Raw genomic sequence first — 22057 nt, forward strand, 5'->3', positions numbered from 1 at the left:
GGCCGGCCGCCGGCGCTCATGTCGACACGTTGGGGTGCAGCGGCGTGGATTGACGCCTTCGGCCATTTCCTTTCGCGGGTCCGCTCTGTAGGACTCGGGCGCAGGGAGCATCGCAGATGGATACCGACTCGCGCGTGGCGCTGTCCAAGCCGGTAGGCGACGAAGTGCGCAAGACCACGTGCTACATGTGTGCATGCCGTTGCGGCATCGACGTCCATATCAAGGACGGCAAGATCCGCTATATCGAAGGCAATCGCGATCATCCCGTGAACCGCGGCGTGCTCTGTGCCAAGGGTTCCGCCGGCATCATGCAGCACTACGCGCCCGCGCGGCTGCGCGCGCCGCTGCTGCGGACCGGCCCGCGCGGCTCGGGCACGTTCGAGGAGATCTCCTGGGAAGAGGCGCTGTCGCTCGCCACGACCTGGCTGGGCGAGGTGCGCCAGTCCGACCCGAAGAAGCTCGCCTTCTTCACGGGCCGCGACCAGTCGCAGTCGCTGACGGGCTTCTGGGCGCAGCAGTTCGGTACCCCCAACTATGCCGCTCATGGCGGCTTCTGCTCGGTCAATATGGCGGCAGCCGGCATCATGACCATCGGCGGAGCCTTCTGGGAATTCGGCGCGCCCGATTGGGACCGGACCCGCCTCTTCGTGCTGTTCGGCGTCGCGGAGGATCATGATTCCAACCCGATCAAGATCGGCATCTCGAAGCTCAAGCAGCGCGGCGCGCGTTTCGTCTCGGTCAATCCGGTGCGCACCGGCTACTCCGCCGTGGCCGACAACTGGGTCGGGATAAGGCCGGGAACCGACGGACTGCTGATCCTCGCGATTGTTCATGAACTGCTGCGGGCCCGCAGGATCGATGTGGACTATCTCGTCCGCTATTCGAATGCGCCCTGGCTGGTGATCGACGCTCCCGGCACGGAAGAGCACGGCCTGTTCGCACGCGACACCGCGGGCAGGGCGCTGGTCTACGAGACCGTGACGGAAAGGATCGTCCCGCATGGCACCAAAGGGGCGCATTCCGCCTTGTCGGGACGCTACCGGTTCGAGGATGGCCGCTTCGCGGTGCCGTCGTTCCAGTTGCTCGCCGAGAAGTATCTCGATCCCAGATATGCGCCGGAGGCCGTCGCGGCCGAGACGGGCGTCGCGGCCGAGACCATTCGCGGACTGGCCGCCGAGATCGCGCGCGTGGCCTTCGAGGAGACGATCACCGTCGACCAGTCGTGGACCGACGTGCATGGCGTCCATCACGAAACCTTCGTGGGCCGTCCGGTCTCCTTCCACGCCATGCGCGGCATCTCGGCGCATTCGAACGGGTTCCAGACGGCACGCGCGCTTCACGTGCTGCAGGTGCTGATCGGCGCCGTCGACTGTCCTGGCGGGTTCCGTTTCGAGCCGCCTTATCCGAAGCCCCTCGAGGCCCATCCGACCCCGCATGGCAAGGCCGAGCATTTCGGCTCGAACAAGCCGCTGTCGGGGCCGCATCTCGGCTTTCCACGCGGGCCGGAAGACCTGCTCGTCGACGTCGAGGGCAAGCCGACCCGCATCGACAAGGCCTTTTCCTGGGATGCGCCGGTCTCGGCCCATGGCCTCATGCATATGGTAATCGCCAACGCCCATGCCGGCGATCCCTATCCGGTGGACGTGCTGTTCCTCTACATGGCCAACATGGCCTGGAACTCGTCGATGAACACGGCGGGCGTGATCCGGATGCTGGAGGACAAGGATCCTGAGACGGATGAATATCGCATCCCGAGGATCATCTATTCCGACGCCTATGCCTCGGAGATGGTCGCCTATGCCGACCTCGTCCTGCCCGACACGACCTATCTGGAGCGGCACGACTGCATCTCGCTGCTCGACCGGCCGATCTCGGAGCCCGATGCCGTGCAGGATGCGATCCGCTGGCCGGTCGTCGAGCCCGATCGCGACGTTCGCGGCTTCCAGACGGTGCTGCTCGATCTCGGCGTACGGCTGAGACTGCCGGGCTTCGTCGACAGCAGGGGCAAGGCGATCTATGCCGACTATGCCGATTATATCGTCCGCCACGAGCGGCGCCCCGGCATCGGTCCGCTGGCGGGGTTCCGGGGCGTCAAGGGCGACCGTGCGGGGCGCGGGGCGGCCAATCCGGACCAGTTGAAGCGCTACATCGAGAACGGGTCGTTCTTCTCCGTGCATATCCCGCTCGAGGCGCAGTTCTTCAAGCACGCCAACCAGGCGTACCAGGACTTCGCCGTCAGCATGGGCTTCTTCGACAAGCCGCAGCCCGTAACCTTCCAGCTCTATTCCGAGACGCTGCAGAAATTCCGCCTGTCCGCCGAAGGGCTTCGCGCGCCCTTGGCGCCGGAGGCATACCGGCAGCGTATCCTCGGCGCCTTCCATGCGCTCCCCGAATGGTACCGCCCGCTGGAGGAGGCCGCATTGGGCGAGGGGGATTTTCCCTATCACGCGATCACGCAGCGGCCGGCGGCGATGTATCACTCCTGGGGGTCCATGAACGCCTGGCTGCGCCAGATACACACCCGCAACGTGCTCTATGTGCCCGGAGCGATCTGCGAGGCGCATGGCCTGAAGGACGGAGACTGGGCCTGGGTGATCTCGCATCACGGGCGCATCAAGGTCGAGATCGCGCGCAGCGACGCGGTCAATCGCGACACGATGTGGACCTGGAATGCGATCGGCAAGCGCTCGGGCGCCTGGGCTCTGGACCGCGACGTGCCGGAAGCGCGCAAGGGCTTCCTGGTGAACCATCTCATCCATGAGCTGTTGCCGCCGAAAGGCGACGGCCAGCGCTGGTCGAATTCCGACCCGGTCACCGGTCAGGCGGCCTGGTACGACCTGCGCGTGCGGATCGAGAAGGCCGAGCCGGCCGAAATAAGCGAGCCGCATCTGCCCGAACTGTCGGAGCCTGATCTCGGAAACCGGCCGAACGAATTGCGCTACGGGCAGGAGTGGGCCGAATGACCAGCCTGCCGGCCGCGCGATCGCCGAGGAAGCTCGGGCTGGTCATCGACCTCGACGTCTGTGTCGGCTGCCATGCCTGCGTCGTGTCCTGCAAGGAGTGGAACACCGGTGGCTATGGCAGCGCGCTATCCGACCAGCATCCTTACGGCGTCGATGTCTCGGGCGCCTGGCTCAATCGTGTCCACAGTTTCGAAGTGGTGCCCGAAGGCGGCGAGATCGTTGGAGAAGCGGGGCAGGCCCGCATCGTGCATTTCCCCAAATCCTGCCTTCATTGCGAAGACGCGCCCTGCGTGACCGTGTGCCCGACGGGCGCGTCCTATAAACGCGATGCCGACGGCATCGTGCTGGTGGACGAGGACAAGTGCATCGGCTGCGGGCTCTGCGCCTGGGCCTGCCCCTATGGCGCCCGCGAGATGGACCTGGCTGCCGGCGTGATGAAAAAATGCACGCTCTGCGTCGACCGGATCTACAACGAGACGCTGGCGGAGGTGGACCGGATTCCTTCCTGCGTTCGTACGTGTCCGGCCAATGCCCGCCATTTCGGCGATCTCGGTGACCCTGCCTCGGCCGTCTCCGTCATGGTCCGCGAGCGCGGCGGCATGGATCTGATGCCGGAGCAGGGAACGAGACCGGTCAACAAGTACCTGCCGCCGCGGCCACGCAAGCCACTCGCCGCCAGCGCCTCTTCGCTGCCGCTCGCCGAGAACACCGAGAGCGCGAAGGGTTTCTTCGCATGGCTCGACGGCGTGCTGGACCGGATTTGATGGCGATCATGCATTTCAGTACGGCGCTCTACGTTGCCCCCCTCTGTCCTGCCGGACATCTCCCCCACAAGGGGGGAGATCGGCCGGCCGCCCGGCTTTCGCCAATCTGCAACGCTCCTGGATGGGCGAGAGGCCGGAGACAGCCGATCTCCCCCCTTGTGGGGGAGATGTCCAGCAGGACAGAGGGGGGCGCGAAGGAACGCGACGCCAGCCGGCATTCTTTCCTCTCGTCAGCCGGTTAGCCATGCATCCCGCACCCTCCATCATCGTCTTCACCACGTTTTCAGGCCTCGGCTACGGGCTGGCGGCAGTGCTCGGGCTCGGCCTGCTCGACCCGGCCGCGACCTCGACGGGCATTGCCCATATCCTTGCGCTTCTGCTGATCGCCGCGGGGCTTTCGTCGTCGACACTGCATCTCGGAAATCCGCAGCGCGCCTGGCGGGCCTTCTCGCAATGGCGGTCGAGCTGGCTGTCACGCGAAGGGGTGATGTCGATCCTGACCTTCGTGCCGCTGGTATGGTCGGCCTGGGCGTCGGTGTTCGAGGGACGCTACTTCTGGTTCCATGGCCTGCTGGGCTCGCTGCTGTCGGCGGGCACGGTCTACTGCACGGCCATGATCTATGCCTCGCTGAAGTCGGTCGATGCCTGGCACACGCCCCTGACGCCGGCGTGTTATCTGCTGTTCGCCGCGGCCGGAGGGGCAATGCTGGCCGGTGTCTTCGCGGTAGCAGGCGGATCGATGGCCGTGCCGATGCTTGCGGCCGCGCTGGTTCTCCTCGTTGCGGCCTGGGTCGCCAAGATCCTATGGTGGCGGCGCCTCGATGGGCTGACGCCGTTGTCGACGCCGGAAAGCGCCACGGGGCTGGGCTTCATCGGCCGCGTGCATCTGTTCGAGCGGCCGCACGTCAACGAGAACTATCTGACGCGCGAGATGGGTTTTCGCGTCGCCCGCAAACATGCCGCCAAGCTGCGGCGCCTCGCGCTTGCACTCGGCGGGTTCGCGCCGGCGTTGTTTCTTATTCTGGGGATTGTGACGGGAGGGGGCGTCGCCATTGCGCTCTCCAGTGCCGCCGCGATCTCCTTTCTCGCCGGGGTGCTTGTCGAACGTTGGCTGTTCTTCGCAAGCGCTCGCCACGCCGTGATGAACTACTACGGCGGCTGAGCGCTGCATGCTCGTCTTTTTCCCGAAACTGCCGCACGCTTTCGGGCGAGCTCCTTCAGGCTGATCGCGGGGCCGGCCTGCGCTTGGGACCGGCCATGTTCCAACGCTTGTGGAACCACATCCACTGGCCGGGGTTCTCGCGGACCCAGCTCTCCACCACGTCGTTGAGAAGCTGCGTGGTCCGGCTTACGTCCACCTGACCCGTCTCGTCGCGCGGCAGATCGAGCTTTTCGTCGAGCACGAGGCGGAAGCGGTTGCCGGGCAGCCGCATGCAATGGGCCGGGTAGACGTCGCAATCGAACTGGCGGGCGAGCTTGGGCACCAGCGGGCTGGTCTCGCATTTGCGGCCGAAGAAGGTGGTGGGCACACCATGCGCGAATTTCTGGTCGACGAGGACGCCGACATTGCCGCCGGCATCCAGGATACGGGCCAGAGCGAGCGCGGCGCCGGCGCGGGAGGCGAGCAGGTCGCCCATCGCCGACTTGCGCGTCTCCGAAACATAGTCGGCGATGAAGGGGTTGTTGGGCGCCCGGAACATCGCGGTCACCTTCAGGCCGAAGGTGGCCGCCGCCACAGGCAACAACTCGAAATTCCCGATATGGCCGGTGAAGATGATGTGCGGCCTGTTCTCCGCCGCGATGCGCTCGAAGATCTCGATGCCCGAAACCTCGATCCGGCCGGGCGGTTCCTTGAACGGCACGAAGTCGAAAAGCTGCTCGATGAAGATATATTCGGCCGCGAGCCGCGCCATGTTGCCCCACATGTCGGAGGCGATCTGCTGGATGTCTTCCTCGCTCTTTTCGGGGTAGGCCTGCCGCAGATTGTTCAGCGCGACGCGATGGCGGCCGAACCACGGGCCGACCCGGCGCGCGAAGCGATCGGCGAAGTTGAGCGCCTTGTCCGCGGGCAACCGCTTCAATACGGCCAGGCCGAAGCGGGCGAGCTGGGCGACCATCCAGTGATTGAGCAATCTCAACCGCTGAAGGATGCGGATCGTCAGGGGCCTCATCTAGTCGTTATCTCAGGCGACGCGAAGGATGATCTTGCCGAAGACGTCACGGCCTTCCATGCGTTTCAGCGCCGCGTCGATGGAATCGAAATCCACCTCGGTGTCGATGACCGGCCGCACCAGCCCGGCCGCCATCTTCTGCATGGCGTTCGCCATGTTCTCCATGCGGCAGCCGAACGAGCCCAGGAGCTTGAGCTGCTGCTGGAAGAGCTGCATCAGATTGATCGAGGTCGACACGCCAGACGTCGAGCCGCAGGTCACCAGCCGTCCGCCGCGCTTCAGCGACAGCATGGAACCTGCCCAGGTATCCGCGCCGACATGCTCGAACACCACATCGACGCCCTTCTTGCGGGTGAGCTTGCGCACGACGCCTTCGAACCGGTCCTCGCGATAGTTGATCACATGGTCGGCGCCCAGCGCCTGGGCCTTGGCGATCTTGTCGTTTGAGCCGACCGTGGTGATGACCGTGCAGCCCATGCGCTTGGCGAGCTGGATGGCGGCCGTGCCTATGCCGGAGCCGCCGGCATGAACAAGCACAGTTTCTCCGGGTTCGAGATGGGCATTGTCGAACAGCATGTGCTCGACCGTGCCGAAGGTCACCGGCGCGACTGCAGCGCCGATCGCGTCGACCCCGGGAGGGGCGGGTACCAGGAGCCGCGCCGGCAGATTGATCAGTTCCTGCGCGAAGCCGTCGAGATGGAAGCCGTGAACGCCGGCAACATGTTCGCACAGATTGTCGCGACCTTCGCGACAGGCTCGGCAGAGGCCGCAGGTGCGTGCGCCATAGATCGAGACGAGCTGTCCCGGCAGCAGGCCGGACACGCCCTGGCCGACGGTCTCGACCTCGCCCGAGGCCTCCGCGCCGATCACCAGCGGCAGCTTGCGCTTGGCGAAGGCCATGCCCCGCCAGCCCCAGACGTCGATATGGTTGAGCGCCACGGCCTTGATGCGCACCGTGACCTCGCCGAGTGCGGGCGGAGGCGGGGGGGCTAAGTCCACGGCTTCGAGCCTGCGGTCCTCGATCAACTGCAATGCGCGCATGGCGAAGCTCCGGGTCGGATAATACGGCTATGTGCGAAGGAATGGTGGCCTAGAGCGGCGGACGCACCGAGAGGATCGGTGCTGCCGCTCCATCTGTTTGTTTGAGCATCGGATTTATCCCGAAACCGGTACCCACTTTCGGGTCCGATGCTCTAGACCGGTTCGCGAGCCATGACAAGGCAGGCGTTCTGCCCGCCGAAGCCGAAGGAATTCGAGATCACCGTGCGCACCTCGGCCGAACGCTTGACGTTGGGCACGACGTCGAGCTCGATCGCGGGGTCGGGATTGTCGTAGTTGATGGTCGGCGGGATGACGCCTTCGCGCATCGTCATGAAGGAGAAGGCTGCCTCGATCGCGCCCGCCGCCGACAGCGTATGGCCGATCATCGACTTGTTGGACGAGATCGGAATGGAGCGCATCCGTTCGCCGAACACGGTCGCCAGCGACAAATGCTCCATCTTGTCGTTCTCTGGCGTCGAAGTACCGTGGGCGTTGACATAGTCGATCTCGTCCTCGGCGAGGCCGGCATCGGCGAGCGCTGCCCGGACCGCCGCGATTGCCGGGGACCCATCGGGCTTGGACCGGGTGCGGTGGAAATCGTCGGCGCGCTCGCCGCAGCCGCGCATGATGCCGAGAACCGTGGCGCCGCGCGCCAGCGCGCTTTCCAGCGATTCCAGGACAAGCGCAGCCGACCCCTCGGCCAGCACGAATCCGTCGCGGTCACGCGAGAAGGGTTTGGACGCCTTTTCCGGCACCTCGTTGTTGGTCGACAGGGCCGACAGCAAGGAGAAACGGATCAACGCCTCGGCTGTCGCCGAGCCGTCGGTGCCGATCGCGAGCGCCCGGTCGCATTCGCCCCGGCGGATCGCCTCGACACCGAGCTGGATGGCGGTGGCGCCCGAGGCGCAGGCCGTGGACAGCGTGATCGGCAGGCCGCGCGTGCCGAAACGGTCCGACAATCGCTCGGCGATCGTACCGAACTGCACCGAATCGAAGACCTCGGTCGAGTTGAGGCCGCGGGCGACCTCGAGCAGACGGTCGTAGCCTGTGGTACCGTTACCGGAATGATAGAGGCTGAAACGGTCCTTCCAGCTCAGCTCGACCGGCGGCGAAGCAAGAAACAGGGGGCCGCCGAAATCGGATGTGCCGAGCTGCGCCTCGGCGAGCGCCTCTTCCGCCGTCAGTGCCGCGAGCTCATAGGTCAACGCGCTGGCGCCGCCGTTGCTCGCCGGCAGGAAGTCGACGGTACCGGCGATCCGCGTATTGAGATGGTCGACCGGGAACCGGGTGATGGCGTGGATGCCGGAACGGCCCGAGGTCAGCGCATCCCAATTGTCCTTCTTGCCGGCGCCGAGCGACGTGACCACGCCGATGCCGGTCACGGCGACGACCTTGCGCCCCATATGGTCCGTCATGTTCGCCATGGACGACCTCGCTTCCTGTCAACGCGGCGCTGTAAGCAGCGCCATGCCCTCGAAGTGGAAAAAGCCGACCGCGGTCGCAAGCGCCGCCTCGGGCACGCCATCGAATGCCGGCTCGGTCTGCGCATCGAATGCGGGATAGGCAGAACCGCGGTCGATTGTCAGGGCAGCCAAGGCGACCGCGAACGGGAACTGCGCTTCCTTGAGATGGCCGGTGAGATTGCTGAAGCCGCGTGCGGCGATATCAGGGCGTGCGGCGAATGCCGCTTTCTCTGCCGCGGTCGCTTCATGCGCGCCCGACGCACCGGAAAGTGCGAGCAGAGGGCCGGCAGGCAGCCCCGCCTTGTCGAGCATCGCACCGATCGCCGCGGCAAGATCGGTCGACCGGCGCCTAACCCTGTCAGAGATCGTCGTCGCCAGGGTCGCATAGATCTTGCGTCCGCGCCGCTCGGCATGTTCGCGCGATTCCAGAACGAGGAAGGCCGCGCCAGAGCCGGTCACGACGCCGCCGCCTTCCGTTCCCGACCGCTGCCACAGGGGCTTCCAGGGCGCGCGATGCAGGAAACCGCGGAACTCGTAGCCGAGCAACATGTCGGGGTGCTCGGTCTGGAACGCCCCGCCGACGAGCGCATGGCTCGATTGGCCGGAACGGATGCGGGCGGCCGCCGTCTCGATCGCCGCGACGCCGGCGCCTTCCTCGCCCATGAAGGTGCGCGAGGACCCCGTCACCTTGTGAACGATGGAGATGTTGCCCGCCAGGAGGTTCGAGAGCTGCGCCAGGAACAGCGTGGGCCGGAGCTCGGTGGTAAGCTTCTCGTTGATCAGCACCTCGGTGTCGTCGCGCGTTTCCGAGGCCGCGAGGATCGCCGCGTCCACCTGCTCGTCGCGCTCTCCGCCGGCGGCCGCGACGATCATGTCCATGGTCGAGCAGAGCGCTTCGTCGCCCTTGATGCCTGCATCGTCAAGCGCGAGGCCGGCCGCATAGGTGCCCAGCCGCTGCCAGGTTTCCATCTGGCGCTGGTCGCCGCGCTTGGCGATCTGCAGGCTCCAGTCGATGACGGGCAGCGGATGAATCGTGTAGGGCGCGAAACGCTCCGCGTCGAGCACCGGAGCGGCGCCTTCGGCAGAAAGCCTGTCCCAATGCGCATCGACACCTTCGCCCAGCGAGGAGACGAGGCCGATGCCGGTGATGACGACGTCGTGGGTGCTGCTCATGAAGGGCTCTGTCGCCTGCGATCAGGCAGCCTTCGCGGCCACCAGTTCGTCGATCTTGGCGCAGAGGTTCTTCATCAGGAAATACTCCTCGGTCGGAACCTTGCCGTCATTGACGCTCTGCGTCCATTTCTCGAGCGGCACCTTGATGCCGAACTCCTTGTCGATGGCAAAGACGATATCGAGAAAATCAAGGCTGTCGATGCCCAGATCGTCAATCGTGTGGCTTTCCGGCGTGATCGTGTCGATGTCGATCTCGCTCGTATCGGATATGATCTTGGCAACTCGGTCGAATGTGGATGGCACGATGCGTCCCTCTGCAATCGGGGGAATAGTCTTCATGATTTGCTCGGCTCTCTAATCGGTTTTTTCCGGCAGGAAAAGGGCGAAGTTGCCACGCGCGAACAGCCAGGCGACGCCGAAGCGGGTTGAACCCCAGCCTTCCGGTACGTCGCCTTGTTGCGTTGCAACAGTCGCGGTCCGGCCGGCAAGGCGTCGGATACGCGCGGCGGAGCAGGGGTCAGTTGAAGACGATGCGGCCGAGCACATGAAGGGTCTCGCCGTCCGGACGTACGATCAGCGCCTCGCCCTCACGGGCGGACTGACCGGTCAGGGCGGTGATGTTCTCCAGATGGGTGACCATCACCATGTTGCCGGAGCCGCGGAAGCCGCTGATCTCCTTCATCACCGCGGCCTTCTGTGCCTCAGCCTCTGTCGGGTCGGACGACGGGACGTCCAAGGCCTCGAAGGCCTCGGTGGGTCGCTCGCCGAAGGCGAGCCGTGCCGTTTCCATCGTACGGCAATAGCGGCTCGCCAGTGCAAGTTCTATCCCGGCCGCGCGGGCGGCGAACAAAGCGCCCATCTTGCGGGCCTGCTGCCTGCCGCGCTCGGAAAGGTTGCGCTGGCTCCTGCAGTCGTCGAGATCGACCTTGGCCGGATCGGCGGAGCCCGCCGTCATGGCGTGGCGCAGCAGCACGACATGACCGCCGTCGCGAAGGAGCGCCCAACCGGCTTCCGTAGCCTCGGCGGCGGTGGCCAAAACCAGCAGGATCAGCGCGGCAGCAACTCGGAACATTCGATTCCTTTCGTTGACGGGCCCTATAGGGACGCGAAACGGGGGAGAAAGACAAGTCGAGGGGCTCTTGGCATTGTGTGCCGCGTATGGCTGATGCGCTTTTCGACTTGGCTGGGGTTGTCTGAACTGCAGAAGCGCGGTCGAGATACTGGACCTGGCACTATGGGGGCGGTCAGCAAAGTGACTTGATGTCCGCGTTGGCGATCTTCCGGCGCCATCTGGCGCAACTTCGGTCCGCGGCCAAGTAGGGAGTTCCGCCCATGCGACGCCCCGCTAGCACTCCGCTGGCGGTAACTTTCGCTTCCGACATCAACCCCATCTGAGCGAACGCCCTTGCAACATCGCCGGGATGTCTTCCTTGGGGATGGGCTTACCGATCAAATAACCTTGAGCTTCGTTGCATCCGATCCGGCGCAGATAATCGAGCTGATCCGGCGTCTCGACGCCCTCGGCTGTCACACCTATGCGCAGCTCATGCGCCAGCCCGATCAGTGATCTGACGATCGCTGCACTGTCCGTATCGGTCAGCAGGTCCTGGACAAAGGACCGGTCGATCTTGAGGCGGGAAAGCGGCAGTTTGCGAAGGTAGGTGAGCGATGAGTACCCGGTGCCGAAGTCGTCCAAGGCGACCGTTACAGATAGAGAACTCAGGGATTCCAGAAACGCCTGGGCTTCTTGAAAATCGGAAATGAGAACCGATTCCGTGATCTCGACCTCAAATCGTCGTGGCTCCAGCCCAACGTCGGCCAGTGTCTCCAGAATGGAGTTCAACAATGCCTTGTCTCTCAGTTGTACGACCGACAGGTTGACGGAAACTCGCACGTCATCAGGCCACTGAACAGCGCCTTCACAAGCCGTCCGGATGGCCCATTGCCCGATGGAGTGGATCAGTCCGGTCTCCTCAGCGATGGGGATGAACTCGGCTGGAGAGATGGCGCCGTGGATTGGATGTTGCCATCGCATGAGGGCTTCGAAGCCCTGGATTCGATCACGGTCGAGGTCGAGAAACGGCTGAAACACCATCGAGAGCTGGCCGTCGGACAGCGGAGATCGCAAATCGCGTTCAAGCGCTTGGCGCCTCGCAGCCGCGTCGTCGTCATCTGGACTGAAGAACTGAATAGAGCCAGCCGCAACCTTCTTGGCCCTGCCCAGCGCGCTGTCGGCGCTCCTGAGGAGCCGGTCGGCGTCGAGGCCGTCAGACGGCGCCAGCGCGATGCCAATGCTGGCGCTACAGTAGATCTCGCGCCCTTCGACCAGAAAAGCCTGGCGTGTTGATTCGATGATCTGGCCCGCTAGCGACATCAGTTGATCTGGCCTGACGTCCCGGGCTTTGATTATCGCAAATTCATCGCCCTCCAATCTGGCCACGCTATCGCTCTCACGCGTTTCCTTGCGCAGCCTTGCCGCAATCTCAACCAGAATTGCATCCGCTATTGCGCGACCAAAATGGTTGCTCACATCGTTGAAATTGTTGAAGCCGACGAAAAGCAGCGCGAAATTCTGGCCATACTGCCTCGCGTCTATCAACGCTTTGTCGAGCAGTTCGTTGAAACCGAGGCGGTTCGACAGGCTCGTCAGAAGGTCTCGGCGGATGGCATGTTCGCTTTCCACCTGCAGAATGGACCGCCGCGTGAACTCGAATGCGTGACCAAGCACCGCTCGAAACAGCGTCGCGGCGTAGCTCACCATCAGGATTGCCACCGCGACGCTAACGGTATCTCCCGCCCGCGCGATCGCAAACGCGGAGCCGGCAAAGATAGGCAGTGTGTAGGCGATGGCCGCTATCGGAATCGTCGAAAACATCGCGGCGCCTCCCGAGATCATCCCCGCGACGAGGCAGATGATAATGACCTGGTTGTTGCTTGCTGCATCGTGGAAAAACAGAACCGGCACTGCTCCCCACCACATGCCGAGGAGGCAGGCGTTTCGGACCAGGTTTTGCGTTGTACGGCGAGAGACTGTCCTTGGCTTGACGACCTGATACGACGACCATGCTCGAATGCCTATGAAACCGGCAGCCGCGAAGATGCCGATTGCCCAGAAAATTGCTCGAGTCCGGTCCGGCGAGTTCCAAAGCGCCATGACAAGGACGGCTGCGTTGACGATGTTCGCGAGCATGGCGAATAGTGTGTTGCGAAGCACGATGCTGATCTGGTCGGCCCTGACCCGGCCAGCAACCGGTTCACTCGTCGTTGGCCCGCCAAAGGCCCGTAGGTCCCCGGCCAGTAGATCGCCGACCTCCATGGGTGACAGAAGCCGCATCTCTTCGTTGCCTCTCGAAAAATCCTGCGTCGCTAAATTGGCAATTGTAGCCCTTTGGGTGTGCGGATCACCGCGCGAGAGTCTGGCAGTCGGTTTCATGCCGCCAGCGTTGTCATCGAGGAGCGCCCTTCTCACCACCACGACGGGCCGCGCGTATGCGCGTGACTCCTACGGAAGACATCGATCAGGCGCCCGCTGAGGTCCTGAAAAAGTGCGGCGGCCAGTTGCTTTTGCTGCGTAGAGCGCACGGTCGGCTCTCGTGAATACGGCCGTCGGCGTTTCCTGTTCTGCGAAAGCATAGCCAAGAGATGCACCGACCCGGAAAACGCGGCCGGAGCATTTCATGGGCTCCTCGGCAACACGAACAATGCGCCGGGCGATCCCTTCGACTTTTTGCAGGCTGGCGCCTGGGCCGAAGAGCACAGCGAACTCATCACCGCCAATACGAGCAACCAACTCGGCGGACTGGCACACCGCTGAGAGTCGCCGGGCAATCTCGATCAGACATTCGTCGCCGATAGCATGCCCGAGAGTATCGTTGACCTTCTTGAAGCCATCGAGGTCGATGAGCATCAGCACGCCACCTGTTCCCCCGGATTGACAGATTTCAGCGATTCGGGCTTCGAACTGGGCGCGATTGGCAAGCCCGGTCATCACATCGTGCCCCGCGAGATACTCTATTCGTTCGAGTTGTTTCTTTTCTTCGGTAATGTCCTGGAGTGCTTTTCTAAAGTTGGGGCGTCCCGCCCTTAGACGTTCTTCGCCCGTATGTGGCGGGCATCAGCGGCCCGTCGCCGCCGATCCGCGCAACTTTCTCCAGCCTATCGGCTCAGTTTCTGCTCACTTGCTCCCGATTTTGCCCTCGATTTCCTGATTTTGGACGCAGCCTTCCCCTCAGGCCGTGCCGGCCTTGACGAGAACGAGCGCCCGTTTGGCATTTATCGCGCAGGCGACAAGCTGCAGATGGCAGTGGTTGCGCGCCAGGCCGAGATAGCGAACCCGGGCCATGCCGTACCAGTTCTTCATCGTCGCGTTGGTCCGCTCGATGCCGGCCCGCACGCTGGCGGCGACCTTGTTCATCCACTTCTGCCAATTCGGCTGCTGCTTGCCCCGCTTGGCCTTGTAGGCAATCCGGTCCTTGATGCCTCGATCCGCCAGTTCGTCGCGCAGCGCCTGACTGTCATAGGCCTTGTCGGCGTAATAGGCCTCTTCGTCACCTTGAATGAGCACAGCGCCCATCTGGCTGTCATGCAGATCGGCCGAGCTCATCTCCGCCTGGCGTATCAGCCCGCTCTCCGCGTCGCCGGCGAGATGGGCCTTGTAGCCGAAATAGGTCTTGCCGTGCTTGTGCGTGAAGCCTGCATCCGGATCGCGCGCCGACACCTGGCCCTTCTCGTAGTCGGGCCTGGCCACCGCCGCCGAGATGATGGTGGCGTCAACCAGCGTGCCGCGCCTTACCAGAAGACCGCGCCCTTCCAACTGCCGGTTCAATTCGGCAAGCAGCTTATCTTGAAGCGCCAGTTCGACCAGCCTCTGGCGGAAGCGCCAGATCGACATGTGGTCCGGTGTCTTTTGATCGAGCGGAAACCCACAGAAGCGGCGGAACGACAGCCGGTCGGCCACCGCTTCTTCCGCCGCCGGATCGGACAGGCCGTACCATTGCTGCAAGAGCGCAATCTTGAACATTGCTATCGGCGGGTAGCCGGGCGCCCCCAGAGCATCGTTATGGATTTCCCGGAACAGCACCTCGAAAGCCGACCAATCGATCAACTTCTGCACTTCTTCCAGAAACTTGTTACCCCTGCTCACGTCACGCACCAATGCATCGGCGAGTGAAGGTTGCGCCAAGTTACGACGAGACATAGCCGAATCAATCCTAACTTTTCTCTATTGAATCATAGAGTTGGGACTTTTGAAAAGCGCTCTCCTGTTTGATACCGAAGAGCCGGATCGGTTCGCCGTTTCGACGCTCGACGGTGGCGGATACTCTGATCCAACGCGTTCCGACTTCGGGAATCCGGATTTCGGCATCAAGCCCGAAGCCCGAACCCGCTTCTATGGCATTGCCACGGACTCGCCCCAGGCGAGCAAGCGATTCTTCGGAATAGCCTTTCAGGATCTCGCTGCGCACGATACCACTGCGACGCTGAAGGCCGAAGAGGTCGTAGGTTCCGTCGCTCCACGTCAATCGTTCGCTGGGCAATTCGCACTGCCAGAAGCCCATTCGCGCGGCGACGGAAGCCCGCTCGAAAATCTCGGCGCCTGCGATTGCGGCTTCCGCTTGTCGGAGCAAGCCGGATTGATACTCGATCTGCCGATGCAATCGCCAAACGGTACGGGCATTGAAGGGGCTCGTCAGGGCCAGACGCAGACGGGCGAGGAGCGAATAGAGCGTGGACTCCGGGGGATGACCGCGGTCGGAAATGGGCCGATGGGCACCGAATTCCGATTGGCCCGCTGGATCACCCATCTCCGTCACCTGTGCTCCACTACATGGATTGATCCTACCGCTGAATACATTAACCGCCGGTAAGCCGTCCCAGTGTGATCAGAGACATCGCCTCGTGATAACGGTCCCTAGAGTAGACGCCCGAAATCGCATGTAACAGCAGTTGTTTAAAGGATCTTCCTCAAGTCGGAAGGCTCGGACCTGCCGGCATGGGCCATCGCATGCGGCGGGCCGATCGCCACCAGTCGCCTCCTCCGATCTTTCGACCCGCCAAGATTGCGGTTCGTACCCCGCTCGCCTATCAGGGCGCGATGTCCTCATCGACCGAAACCGTCATCTTCGTCTTCGGGCTCGTCGCGCTCGGCTATCTCGCCGGGTGGTCGGGCTATCTCAAGGCCGAGACGGGTGACGCGCTGTCGGAATTCGCGGTCGGCGTCGCGGTTCCGCTGCTCCTGTTCCGCACCATGGTTTCGGCCGACTTCCACGGCGCGGCTCCATGGGCGCTGTGGGCGACCTATTTCACGGCCGCGGCAGTCGCATGGGCCGCGGGGCATCTGACGACGACGCGTTTGTTCGGCCGCGACGGCGCGACCGGCGTCGTCGGCGGGGTCGCCGCGGCATTCTCCAACACAGTGCTGCTCGGCATTCCCTTCACGCTCGGCGTCTTCGGAGAGCAGGGCGTGGAGATACTGTCGCTGATCGTTTCTGTGCATCTGCCCGTCATGATGGCGGCCTCGATCATCCTCTTCGGCCTGTTCGGCAGCGAGAAGGGCAAGCCGGTGAAGCCCACGGCGCTGGTCAAGTCGTTCCTGCGCAAGCTCTTCGTCAATCCGCTGGTCATCGGCATTCTCGCCGGTCTGGCGTGGCGGCTCATCGGACTGCCCCTGCCGGGCTTCGCGCTGAGGCTGGTCGACGCGCTCGCCGGCATAGCGGGGCCGATCGCGCTTTTCGCCATGGGGCTCGGGCTCTTGAAGTTCGGCATATCGGGCAATGTGCGGCCGGCGCTCGCCCTGTCGGTCCTGAAACTGTTCCTGATGCCGGCCGTCACGCTGCTCATGGCCTGGCTGCTCGGCCTGCCGCCGCTCGCGGCCAAGGTGGCGGTCGCGACGGCGGCGCTGCCTTCCGGCGTCAACTCCTATCTGATCGCCATCCAGTTCGGAACCGGCCAGGCCTTGGCCTCCAACCAGATGACAATCGCCACGGCTGCCGCGGTGGCGACGACCGCGCTCTGGCTTTCAATCGCCCAGATGGTGTTCGGCTAGGCGGGACTTTTCGTTGTGCCAATGGGTTATGCCACCGCATTGCGATTGATCCTGCGTCATGCGCTGGGGTAAGACCATTCAATAGCCTCGGCCCTGCGGAATGACCGCATGGAACCAAGCGGTCGGCCAGGCTTTTGACAACGGAACAGAGACCGGCGCCCCCGGGGCGCCGACGGGAGACGGAACCATGCTCCAGAAAACCAGCCCCTTCATGCGGCAGGCCAACCTGATCAATGGCGAATGGGTGCAGGCCGATTCGGGCGCCACCGTCGATGTGATCAACCCGGCCACCGGCCTCAAGCTCGGCACCGTGCCGAAATCAGGCAAGGTCGAGACGCGGCGCGCCATCGAGGCGGCCGACGCCGCCTTCCAGACCTGGAAGAAAACCTCCGTGCTCGAGCGCCACAAGCTGCTGCGCAAGCTGCACGACGCGATCATGGATAACCAGCAGACGCTGGGCGAACTGCTGACCATGGAGCAGGGCAAGTCGCTGACCGAAGCCAAGGGAGAGGTCGCCATCTCGGCCGCCTATGTTCTGTGGTTCGCCGAGGAGGGCCGTCGCGCCTATGGCGATGTCGTGCCGTCGCCCTGGGCCGACCGCCGCATCCTCGTGACGAAGGAGCCTACCGGCGTCGTCGCGGCCATCACGCCCTGGAACTTCCCGTCGTCGATGCTGTCGCGCAAGATCGGCCCGGCGCTCGCCGCCGGCTGCACGGTCGTTGTGAAACCCGCCTCGCAGACGCCCTATTCGGGCCTCGCCTGGGGAGCGCTCGCCGAAGAGGCCGGCTTCCCCAAGGGTGTCGTCAATGTCGTGACCGGTTCGGCGGGCGAGATCGGCGACGAACTGTGCACCAATCCGCTGGTCAAGAAGATCACTTTCACGGGCTCGACCGAGGTCGGCAAGCTGTTGATGCAGAAGGCTTCCTCAACGGTCAAGAAGGTGTCGATGGAACTCGGCGGCAATGCGCCGTTCCTGGTCTTCGACGACGCCGACATCAACCGCGCCGTCGAGGGCGCGATGGTGGCGAAATACCGCAATTCGGGCCAGACCTGCGTCTGCACCAACCGCTTCTTCGTGCAGGCGGGCGTCTATGACGAATTCGTCGAGAAGTTCGCCGAAGCCTCGCAGAAGCTGAAGATCGGCTCCGGTCTCGACGACGGTGTCCAGCAGGGGCCGCTCATCGACGACAAGGCGGTGGAGAAGGTCGAGGAGTTTGTCGCCGACGCCAAGGCCAAGGGCGGCCGCGTGGTCGCCGGCGGCAAGCGCCACGCGCTTGGCGGCTCCTTCTACGAGCCGACCGTGATCGCCGATGCAACTACCAAGATGCGCTTCATGAAGGAAGAGATCTTTGGTCCGGTCGCCCCGGTCTTCAAGTTCGAGACCGAGGAAGAGGCGGTGCGGCTCGCCAACGACACCGAATATGGTCTGGCCTGCTATTTCTATACGGGCGATCTCGGCCGCGCCTTCCGGGTCATGGAAGGCCTCAAATACGGCATGGTCGGCGTCAATGAGGGCCTGATCACCACTGTCGAGGCGCCGTTCGGCGGCGTGAAGGAATCCGGTCTGGGCCGCGAAGGCGGACATCAGGGCATCGAGGACTATCTCGATACCAAATATGTCTGCATCGGCGGGCTCGGCCTCTAGGCGGCCCGACAGAGATGGACGGCGAACGCTTCGGCACGACCGGCGAGGGCGAGGCCGTCCATCGTTTCACGATCTCGGGCGGCGGCCTCACCGCCGCCGTCATGAACTGGGGCGCCGTGCTGCAGGACCTGCGGCTTGCGGGCCATGAGCCGCCGCTGGTCCTTGGCTTCGAGAAGTTCGACGACTATCCCGCCCATTCGCCCTATATGGGGGCGATCGCCGGACGCTACGCCAACCGCATCAAGGACGGCCGTTTCATCATATCAGGCAGGCGCTGCCAGACGGACCGGAACTTCCTCGGCAAGCACACGCTGCATGGCGGGAAGGAAAGCTTCGGGAAGCGTGTCTGGCAGGTCGCGCTGCATGGCCCCGACTTCGTCACCCTGACACTCCATTCGCCCGACGGCGACATGGGCTTCCCCGGTGCGCTCGACGTGAGCTGCACCTATCGGCTGAGGATCCCCGGCACGCTGTCGATCGAGCTCAGCGCGACATGCGAGGAGCCGACGCTGTGCAATCTCGCACACCATTCCTACTTCAATCTCGATGACGGCGGGGCTTCCGGCATCCTCGACCACAGGCTGATGCTGCCGGCCGGAGCCTATCTGCCGGTCGACGACGAGTTGATCCCGACCGGCGTGGTGCAGCCCGTCGAGGGTACGCCGTTCGATTTCCGCCATGCCCGGCCGATCCGCCTGGAGAGCGGTGGCCAGCAGATGGCGTACGACCACAATTTCTGCCTCGCGGCGAGCCGCGGTCCGCTCCACCAGGCGGCCTGGGTGCAGGGCGCGGAATCGGGCCTCGAAATGGAAGTGTGGACGACCGAGCCGGGCGTCCAGTTCTATTCCGGCCACAAGCTGGCGCCCGGGGCGAAGGGGCATGGCGGGCGCAGTTATGGGGCCTATGCGGGCCTCGCGCTCGAACCGCAGATCTGGCCCGATTCGCCCAATCGTTCCTATTTTCCGCAAGCGGTGCTGTGGCCGGGCGAGATCTATAGGCAGACGACGGAATATCGCTTGAGGCTGGGGTGACCCGGCGCGGCGGTCAGAGTCCGGAACTGGTGATATCTAAACCTCGAAGGCTTCCTTCAGCACCTCGAAGGGAGCGAGCGCGCCGCGAACCTGGACGACGGCGCAGGCCACCGCATGGCCATGGCGCGCAGATTCGGAGGGCTCGAAGCCGGCCAGTCGTGCGGCGAGATAGCCGCCGTTGAAGCTGTCGCCGGCGCCCGTCGTGTCGATGGCGACGGCGGTAATGGCCGGAACGGATTCCATCATGCGGCCGGACGCGACCAAGGCGGGCTCCTCGCCATTCTTGACGACGACCTCCTTCACGCCCGCGCCCTGCAGCCGCAATGCGGTCGCCTCCGGCGAGGCGTCGCCACATAGCGCCTGCTCGTCGGGGAAAGTGGGCAGTGCGATATCGGTGACCGCGAGCGCTTCGGCGATCGCCGCGCGCGCGGTGGCCGCGTCCTGCCACAGGCGAGGCCGATAGTTGGGGTCGAAGGCGACGAGGCTGCCGGCCTTGCGTGCTGTGGCGATCGTTTCGACGAGCACCTTGCGCGCCGGCGCTTCGAGAATTGCCAAAGTGATTCCGGAAAAGTAGACAAGTGCCCGGTTTTCCAGGCTTTTTGCCAATGAATCCGGGTCGTCGGCGAGGCGGCGCGCTGCCGAATCGGAGCGCCAGTAGGTGAAGGACCGTTCCGCGCCCTTGAGCTTGATGGCGTAGAGGCCGGGCCGCGCGTCCGGGATGACAGGACTGGCCGCGGTCCCGATGCCGTTTTCGCGGAAGAAGGCGATCTGGTCGCGCGAGAAGGGATCGTCGCCGAAGGCGGTCACATAGTCGGCCGGCATGTCGGACGCGGTCAGCGCGCGCAGGGTCCATAGCGTGTTGAAGGTATCGCCGGCAAAGCCCATCCGCCATTCGTCGCCGCGCGTGCCGGAAAGCTCCAGCATGCATTCGCCGATCGACGCCACGCCGCGTCCCGCCATGGATTTTTTCTCCCCGATTGAGCGTTCCGCTCTACACTGCCGCACATCGGCTGGCCATGGCCGAACCGGATTCGCCCTGTTCCGGTACGTCAACTTTTTCCCGATACCGTTCGGGACCGTGAACACGGAGCATTAGCATGAAGTTGCGCCGAGCGGTGCTGATCGCGATCGCCCTCGTCGCCGTCGGCCTGGCCGGCTGGGCGGCGATGCATTTCCTGGTCAGGCCGCCGGCCGAACTCGATCTCTCGCGTTCGAAGCCAAGCGCCATGGGCCTCTATTCGGTGGCGATGGCCCCGGAGATCGAACCGGTGCAACGGGGCCCCCTCCAGGCGCTGGTGCTGACGCTGGCCACGCCTGACGGCAAGCCAGTCGAGGGTGCGCATATCACGGTCGGCGGCGGCATGCCGCAGCACGGTCACGGGCTGCCGACGTCTCCCGAGGTCACGGCCTATCTCGGGGATGGACGCTACAGGGTCGAAGGCGTGCGCTTCAACATGAGCGGCTGGTGGGAGCTAAAATTCGCGATCTCGGCGTCACCGGGCGACGACAGCGTGACGTTCAACCTTGTATTGTAGGCAACCTCGTATTGTAGGGGCGATGAAGCGGCGTTTCACAATAGTCTCACTCGTTCTGGCGACGGCGGTCGCCGGATGCCAGCCCGAAGGACTGACCGAGGCAGAGAAGGCGACGGTCGCGTCGCTGTCGCTTTCCGCCCTGCCGCCGCTGCCTCCTGATCCCAGCAATCGCTATGCCGATCTGCCGCGCGCCGCCGCATTCGGCGCGACGCTGTTCTTCGAGCAGCGGCTCAGCCGCGACGGCAGCGTGGCCTGTGCGACCTGTCATCTGATCGACCGTCAGTTCCAGGACGACAAGCCGCGGTCGGTGGGGCTCGCCATGACCAACCGCCGCTCGATGCCGCTCGCCGGCGTGGCGCGCGCGCCCTTCCTGTTCTGGGACGGCCGCCGCGACAGCCTTTGGGCCCAGGCGCTGACGCCGATGGAGGATCCGCGCGAGCATGGCGGCACACGCGCCTTCTACGCGCATGTCGTGAAGGACACGCTCCGCGATCGTTACGAACATGTCTTCGGGCCGCTGCCCGACCTTTCCGGCATGCCGGTCAGCGCCGGGCCGCTCGGCTCGGAGGCGGAAAAGGCCGCCTGGGCGGCGATGAGCGACGGGCAGCGCGCGGATGTCGATCAGGTTTTCGTCAATCTCGGTAAGGCGATCGCCGCCTTCGAGCGCAGCATCGTCCACGAGCCCACGCGTTTCGACCGCTTCGCCGACGCGATCAGGGCGGGTCGGCAGCCGGAAGGCGATGCGGCGCTCACGGATGAGGAGATCTACGGGCTCAGGCTGTTCATCGGCAGGGCGAACTGCGTCACCTGCCACAACGGGCCGCGATTCACGGACGACCACTTCCACAATACCGGCGTGCCGCCGGTGGCGGGCCTGCCGGACGAAACCGGACGGGAGGCCGGCGCGCGGCAGGTTCTCGCCGATCCCTTCAACTGCCTCGGCCGCTATAGCGACGCCAGGCCGGAGGAGTGCCGCGAACTGCGCTTCATGGTGAAGGACAGCCCCGAACAGGTCCGCGCCTTCAAGACACCGTCGCTACGCGGCGCGTCCGACCGTCCGCCCTATATGCATTCCGGCCAGTTCGGCTCGCTGAAAGAGGTTGTCGAACATTATGTCCAGGCGCCGAAAAGCGTTTCCGGCCACTCTGAACTTGCGCCGCTGAAGCTTTCCGACCGCGAGGTCTCGGCGCTGATCGGGTTCCTGGGAACGCTGTCGCAATAGACCG

Annotated in this window: 19 protein-coding genes; 8 read left to right on the top strand and 11 right to left on the bottom strand. The window is 64.3% G+C overall.

Going from position 1 to position 22057, the window contains the following annotated elements:
• The first annotated feature begins 116 nt into the window (after positions 1 to 116).
• The 3 genes from JN280_RS20325 to JN280_RS20335 all read left to right on the top strand — a co-directional run bounded on the left by JN280_RS20325 (position 117) and on the right by JN280_RS20335 (position 4889).
• Positions 117 to 2963, top strand: coding sequence for a molybdopterin oxidoreductase family protein (locus JN280_RS20325; RefSeq protein WP_202304611.1), 2847 nt, complete (start codon positions 117 to 119; stop codon positions 2961 to 2963).
• The gene (locus tag JN280_RS20330; protein ID WP_202304612.1) at positions 2960 to 3727 is read left to right on the top strand and encodes a 4Fe-4S dicluster domain-containing protein; all 768 of its coding nucleotides are present in this window, start codon (positions 2960 to 2962) and stop codon (positions 3725 to 3727) included. Before JN280_RS20325 ends, JN280_RS20330 begins: the two co-directional genes overlap by 4 nt.
• A 244-nt stretch (positions 3728 to 3971) precedes the next feature.
• A complete protein-coding gene (locus JN280_RS20335; RefSeq protein WP_202304614.1) occupies positions 3972 to 4889 on the top strand; it encodes a dimethyl sulfoxide reductase anchor subunit family protein in 918 nt (305 codons plus the stop codon).
• 55 nt (positions 4890 to 4944) lie between these two features.
• Here JN280_RS20335 and JN280_RS20340 read toward each other — a convergent pair whose 3' ends face one another.
• From JN280_RS20340 to JN280_RS20385, 10 genes are all read right to left on the bottom strand, one after another.
• Positions 4945 to 5898: a lipid A biosynthesis lauroyl acyltransferase gene (locus JN280_RS20340; protein WP_202304615.1), complete on the bottom strand. Its 954-nt coding sequence runs from the start codon at positions 5896 to 5898 to the stop codon at positions 4945 to 4947.
• Between the two features lie 12 nt (positions 5899 to 5910).
• Positions 5911 to 6939, bottom strand: a complete 1029-nt coding sequence (locus JN280_RS20345; RefSeq protein ID WP_202304616.1) for a zinc-binding dehydrogenase — start codon at positions 6937 to 6939, stop codon at positions 5911 to 5913.
• Positions 6940 to 7091: 152 nt separating this feature from the next.
• On the bottom strand, positions 7092 to 8363 hold the full coding sequence (locus tag JN280_RS20350) for a beta-ketoacyl-ACP synthase (RefSeq protein ID WP_202304617.1): 1272 nt from the start codon (positions 8361 to 8363) through the stop codon (positions 7092 to 7094).
• Between the two features lie 18 nt (positions 8364 to 8381).
• Positions 8382 to 9575, bottom strand: coding sequence for a beta-ketoacyl-ACP synthase (locus JN280_RS20355; RefSeq protein WP_202304618.1), 1194 nt, complete (start codon positions 9573 to 9575; stop codon positions 8382 to 8384).
• A 21-nt stretch (positions 9576 to 9596) separates the two neighbouring features.
• Positions 9597 to 9878, bottom strand: a complete 282-nt coding sequence (locus JN280_RS20360; protein WP_202314920.1) for an acyl carrier protein — start codon at positions 9876 to 9878, stop codon at positions 9597 to 9599.
• A 214-nt stretch (positions 9879 to 10092) separates the two neighbouring features.
• Positions 10093 to 10647, bottom strand: a complete 555-nt coding sequence (locus JN280_RS20365; RefSeq protein ID WP_202304620.1) for a histidine phosphatase family protein — start codon at positions 10645 to 10647, stop codon at positions 10093 to 10095.
• Positions 10648 to 10956: 309 nt separating this feature from the next.
• A complete protein-coding gene (locus tag JN280_RS20370; RefSeq protein WP_342216109.1) occupies positions 10957 to 13008 on the bottom strand; it encodes a putative bifunctional diguanylate cyclase/phosphodiesterase in 2052 nt (683 codons plus the stop codon).
• 69 nt (positions 13009 to 13077) lie between these two features.
• Positions 13078 to 13620 (bottom strand): GGDEF domain-containing protein, encoded by a 543-nt coding sequence (locus JN280_RS20375; protein WP_342216198.1) that lies wholly within the window; start codon positions 13618 to 13620, stop codon positions 13078 to 13080.
• Positions 13621 to 13803: 183 nt separating this feature from the next.
• Positions 13804 to 14718 (bottom strand): IS5 family transposase, encoded by a 915-nt coding sequence (locus tag JN280_RS20380; RefSeq protein ID WP_202304624.1) that lies wholly within the window; start codon positions 14716 to 14718, stop codon positions 13804 to 13806.
• 67 nt (positions 14719 to 14785) lie between these two features.
• The gene (locus tag JN280_RS20385) at positions 14786 to 15388 is read right to left on the bottom strand and encodes a hypothetical protein (RefSeq protein ID WP_244741810.1); all 603 of its coding nucleotides are present in this window, start codon (positions 15386 to 15388) and stop codon (positions 14786 to 14788) included.
• A 281-nt stretch (positions 15389 to 15669) separates the two neighbouring features.
• On the opposite strand from JN280_RS20385, the gene JN280_RS20390 reads away from it, so the two are divergent.
• The 3 genes from JN280_RS20390 to JN280_RS20400 all read left to right on the top strand — a co-directional run bounded on the left by JN280_RS20390 (position 15670) and on the right by JN280_RS20400 (position 19296).
• Positions 15670 to 16620, top strand: a complete 951-nt coding sequence (locus JN280_RS20390) for an AEC family transporter (protein ID WP_202314924.1) — start codon at positions 15670 to 15672, stop codon at positions 16618 to 16620.
• 187 nt (positions 16621 to 16807) lie between these two features.
• Positions 16808 to 18265, top strand: coding sequence for an NAD-dependent succinate-semialdehyde dehydrogenase (locus JN280_RS20395; protein WP_202304626.1), 1458 nt, complete (start codon positions 16808 to 16810; stop codon positions 18263 to 18265).
• 14 nt (positions 18266 to 18279) lie between these two features.
• Positions 18280 to 19296 (top strand): aldose epimerase family protein, encoded by a 1017-nt coding sequence (locus JN280_RS20400; protein WP_202304628.1) that lies wholly within the window; start codon positions 18280 to 18282, stop codon positions 19294 to 19296.
• A gap of 36 nt (positions 19297 to 19332) precedes the next feature.
• Here the strand turns inward: JN280_RS20400 and JN280_RS20405 are convergent, their stop codons facing one another.
• Positions 19333 to 20256 (bottom strand): sugar kinase, encoded by a 924-nt coding sequence (locus JN280_RS20405; RefSeq protein WP_202304629.1) that lies wholly within the window; start codon positions 20254 to 20256, stop codon positions 19333 to 19335.
• A 137-nt stretch (positions 20257 to 20393) separates the two neighbouring features.
• Here JN280_RS20405 and JN280_RS20410 point away from each other — a divergent pair, with 137 nt between their 5' ends.
• Both JN280_RS20410 and JN280_RS20415 read left to right on the top strand, forming a co-directional pair.
• Positions 20394 to 20831, top strand: coding sequence for a FixH family protein (locus JN280_RS20410; RefSeq protein WP_202304631.1), 438 nt, complete (start codon positions 20394 to 20396; stop codon positions 20829 to 20831).
• 22 nt (positions 20832 to 20853) lie between these two features.
• Positions 20854 to 22053: a cytochrome-c peroxidase gene (locus tag JN280_RS20415; RefSeq protein WP_202304633.1), complete on the top strand. Its 1200-nt coding sequence runs from the start codon at positions 20854 to 20856 to the stop codon at positions 22051 to 22053.
• Positions 22054 to 22057 lie beyond the last annotated feature (4 nt).

It is taken from the genome of Mesorhizobium sp. L-8-10 (genome assembly GCF_016756635.1).
Taxonomy (GTDB): Bacteria; Pseudomonadota; Alphaproteobacteria; order Rhizobiales; family Rhizobiaceae.

Bases quoted from the DNA above. Each gene is read 5' to 3' on its own strand.
- JN280_RS20325 (WP_202304611.1), top strand. From the start codon at position 117: ATGGATACCGACTCGCGCGTGGCGCTGTCCAAGCCGGTAGGCGACGAA.
- JN280_RS20330 (WP_202304612.1), top strand. From the start codon at position 2,960: ATGACCAGCCTGCCGGCCGCGCGATCGCCGAGGAAGCTCGGGCTGGTC.
- JN280_RS20335 (WP_202304614.1), top strand. From the start codon at position 3,972: ATGCATCCCGCACCCTCCATCATCGTCTTCACCACGTTTTCAGGCCTC.
- JN280_RS20340 (WP_202304615.1), bottom strand. From the start codon at position 5,898: ATGAGGCCCCTGACGATCCGCATCCTTCAGCGGTTGAGATTGCTCAAT.
- JN280_RS20345 (WP_202304616.1), bottom strand. From the start codon at position 6,939: ATGCGCGCATTGCAGTTGATCGAGGACCGCAGGCTCGAAGCCGTGGAC.
- JN280_RS20350 (WP_202304617.1), bottom strand. From the start codon at position 8,363: ATGGCGAACATGACGGACCATATGGGGCGCAAGGTCGTCGCCGTGACC.
- JN280_RS20355 (WP_202304618.1), bottom strand. From the start codon at position 9,575: ATGAGCAGCACCCACGACGTCGTCATCACCGGCATCGGCCTCGTCTCC.
- JN280_RS20365 (WP_202304620.1), bottom strand. From the start codon at position 10,647: ATGTTCCGAGTTGCTGCCGCGCTGATCCTGCTGGTTTTGGCCACCGCC.
- JN280_RS20370 (WP_342216109.1), bottom strand. From the start codon at position 13,008: ATGAAACCGACTGCCAGACTCTCGCGCGGTGATCCGCACACCCAAAGG.
- JN280_RS20390 (WP_202314924.1), top strand. From the start codon at position 15,670: ATGTCCTCATCGACCGAAACCGTCATCTTCGTCTTCGGGCTCGTCGCG.
- JN280_RS20395 (WP_202304626.1), top strand. From the start codon at position 16,808: ATGCTCCAGAAAACCAGCCCCTTCATGCGGCAGGCCAACCTGATCAAT.
- JN280_RS20400 (WP_202304628.1), top strand. From the start codon at position 18,280: ATGGACGGCGAACGCTTCGGCACGACCGGCGAGGGCGAGGCCGTCCAT.
- JN280_RS20405 (WP_202304629.1), bottom strand. From the start codon at position 20,256: ATGGCGGGACGCGGCGTGGCGTCGATCGGCGAATGCATGCTGGAGCTT.
- JN280_RS20410 (WP_202304631.1), top strand. From the start codon at position 20,394: ATGAAGTTGCGCCGAGCGGTGCTGATCGCGATCGCCCTCGTCGCCGTC.
- JN280_RS20415 (WP_202304633.1), top strand. From the start codon at position 20,854: ATGAAGCGGCGTTTCACAATAGTCTCACTCGTTCTGGCGACGGCGGTC.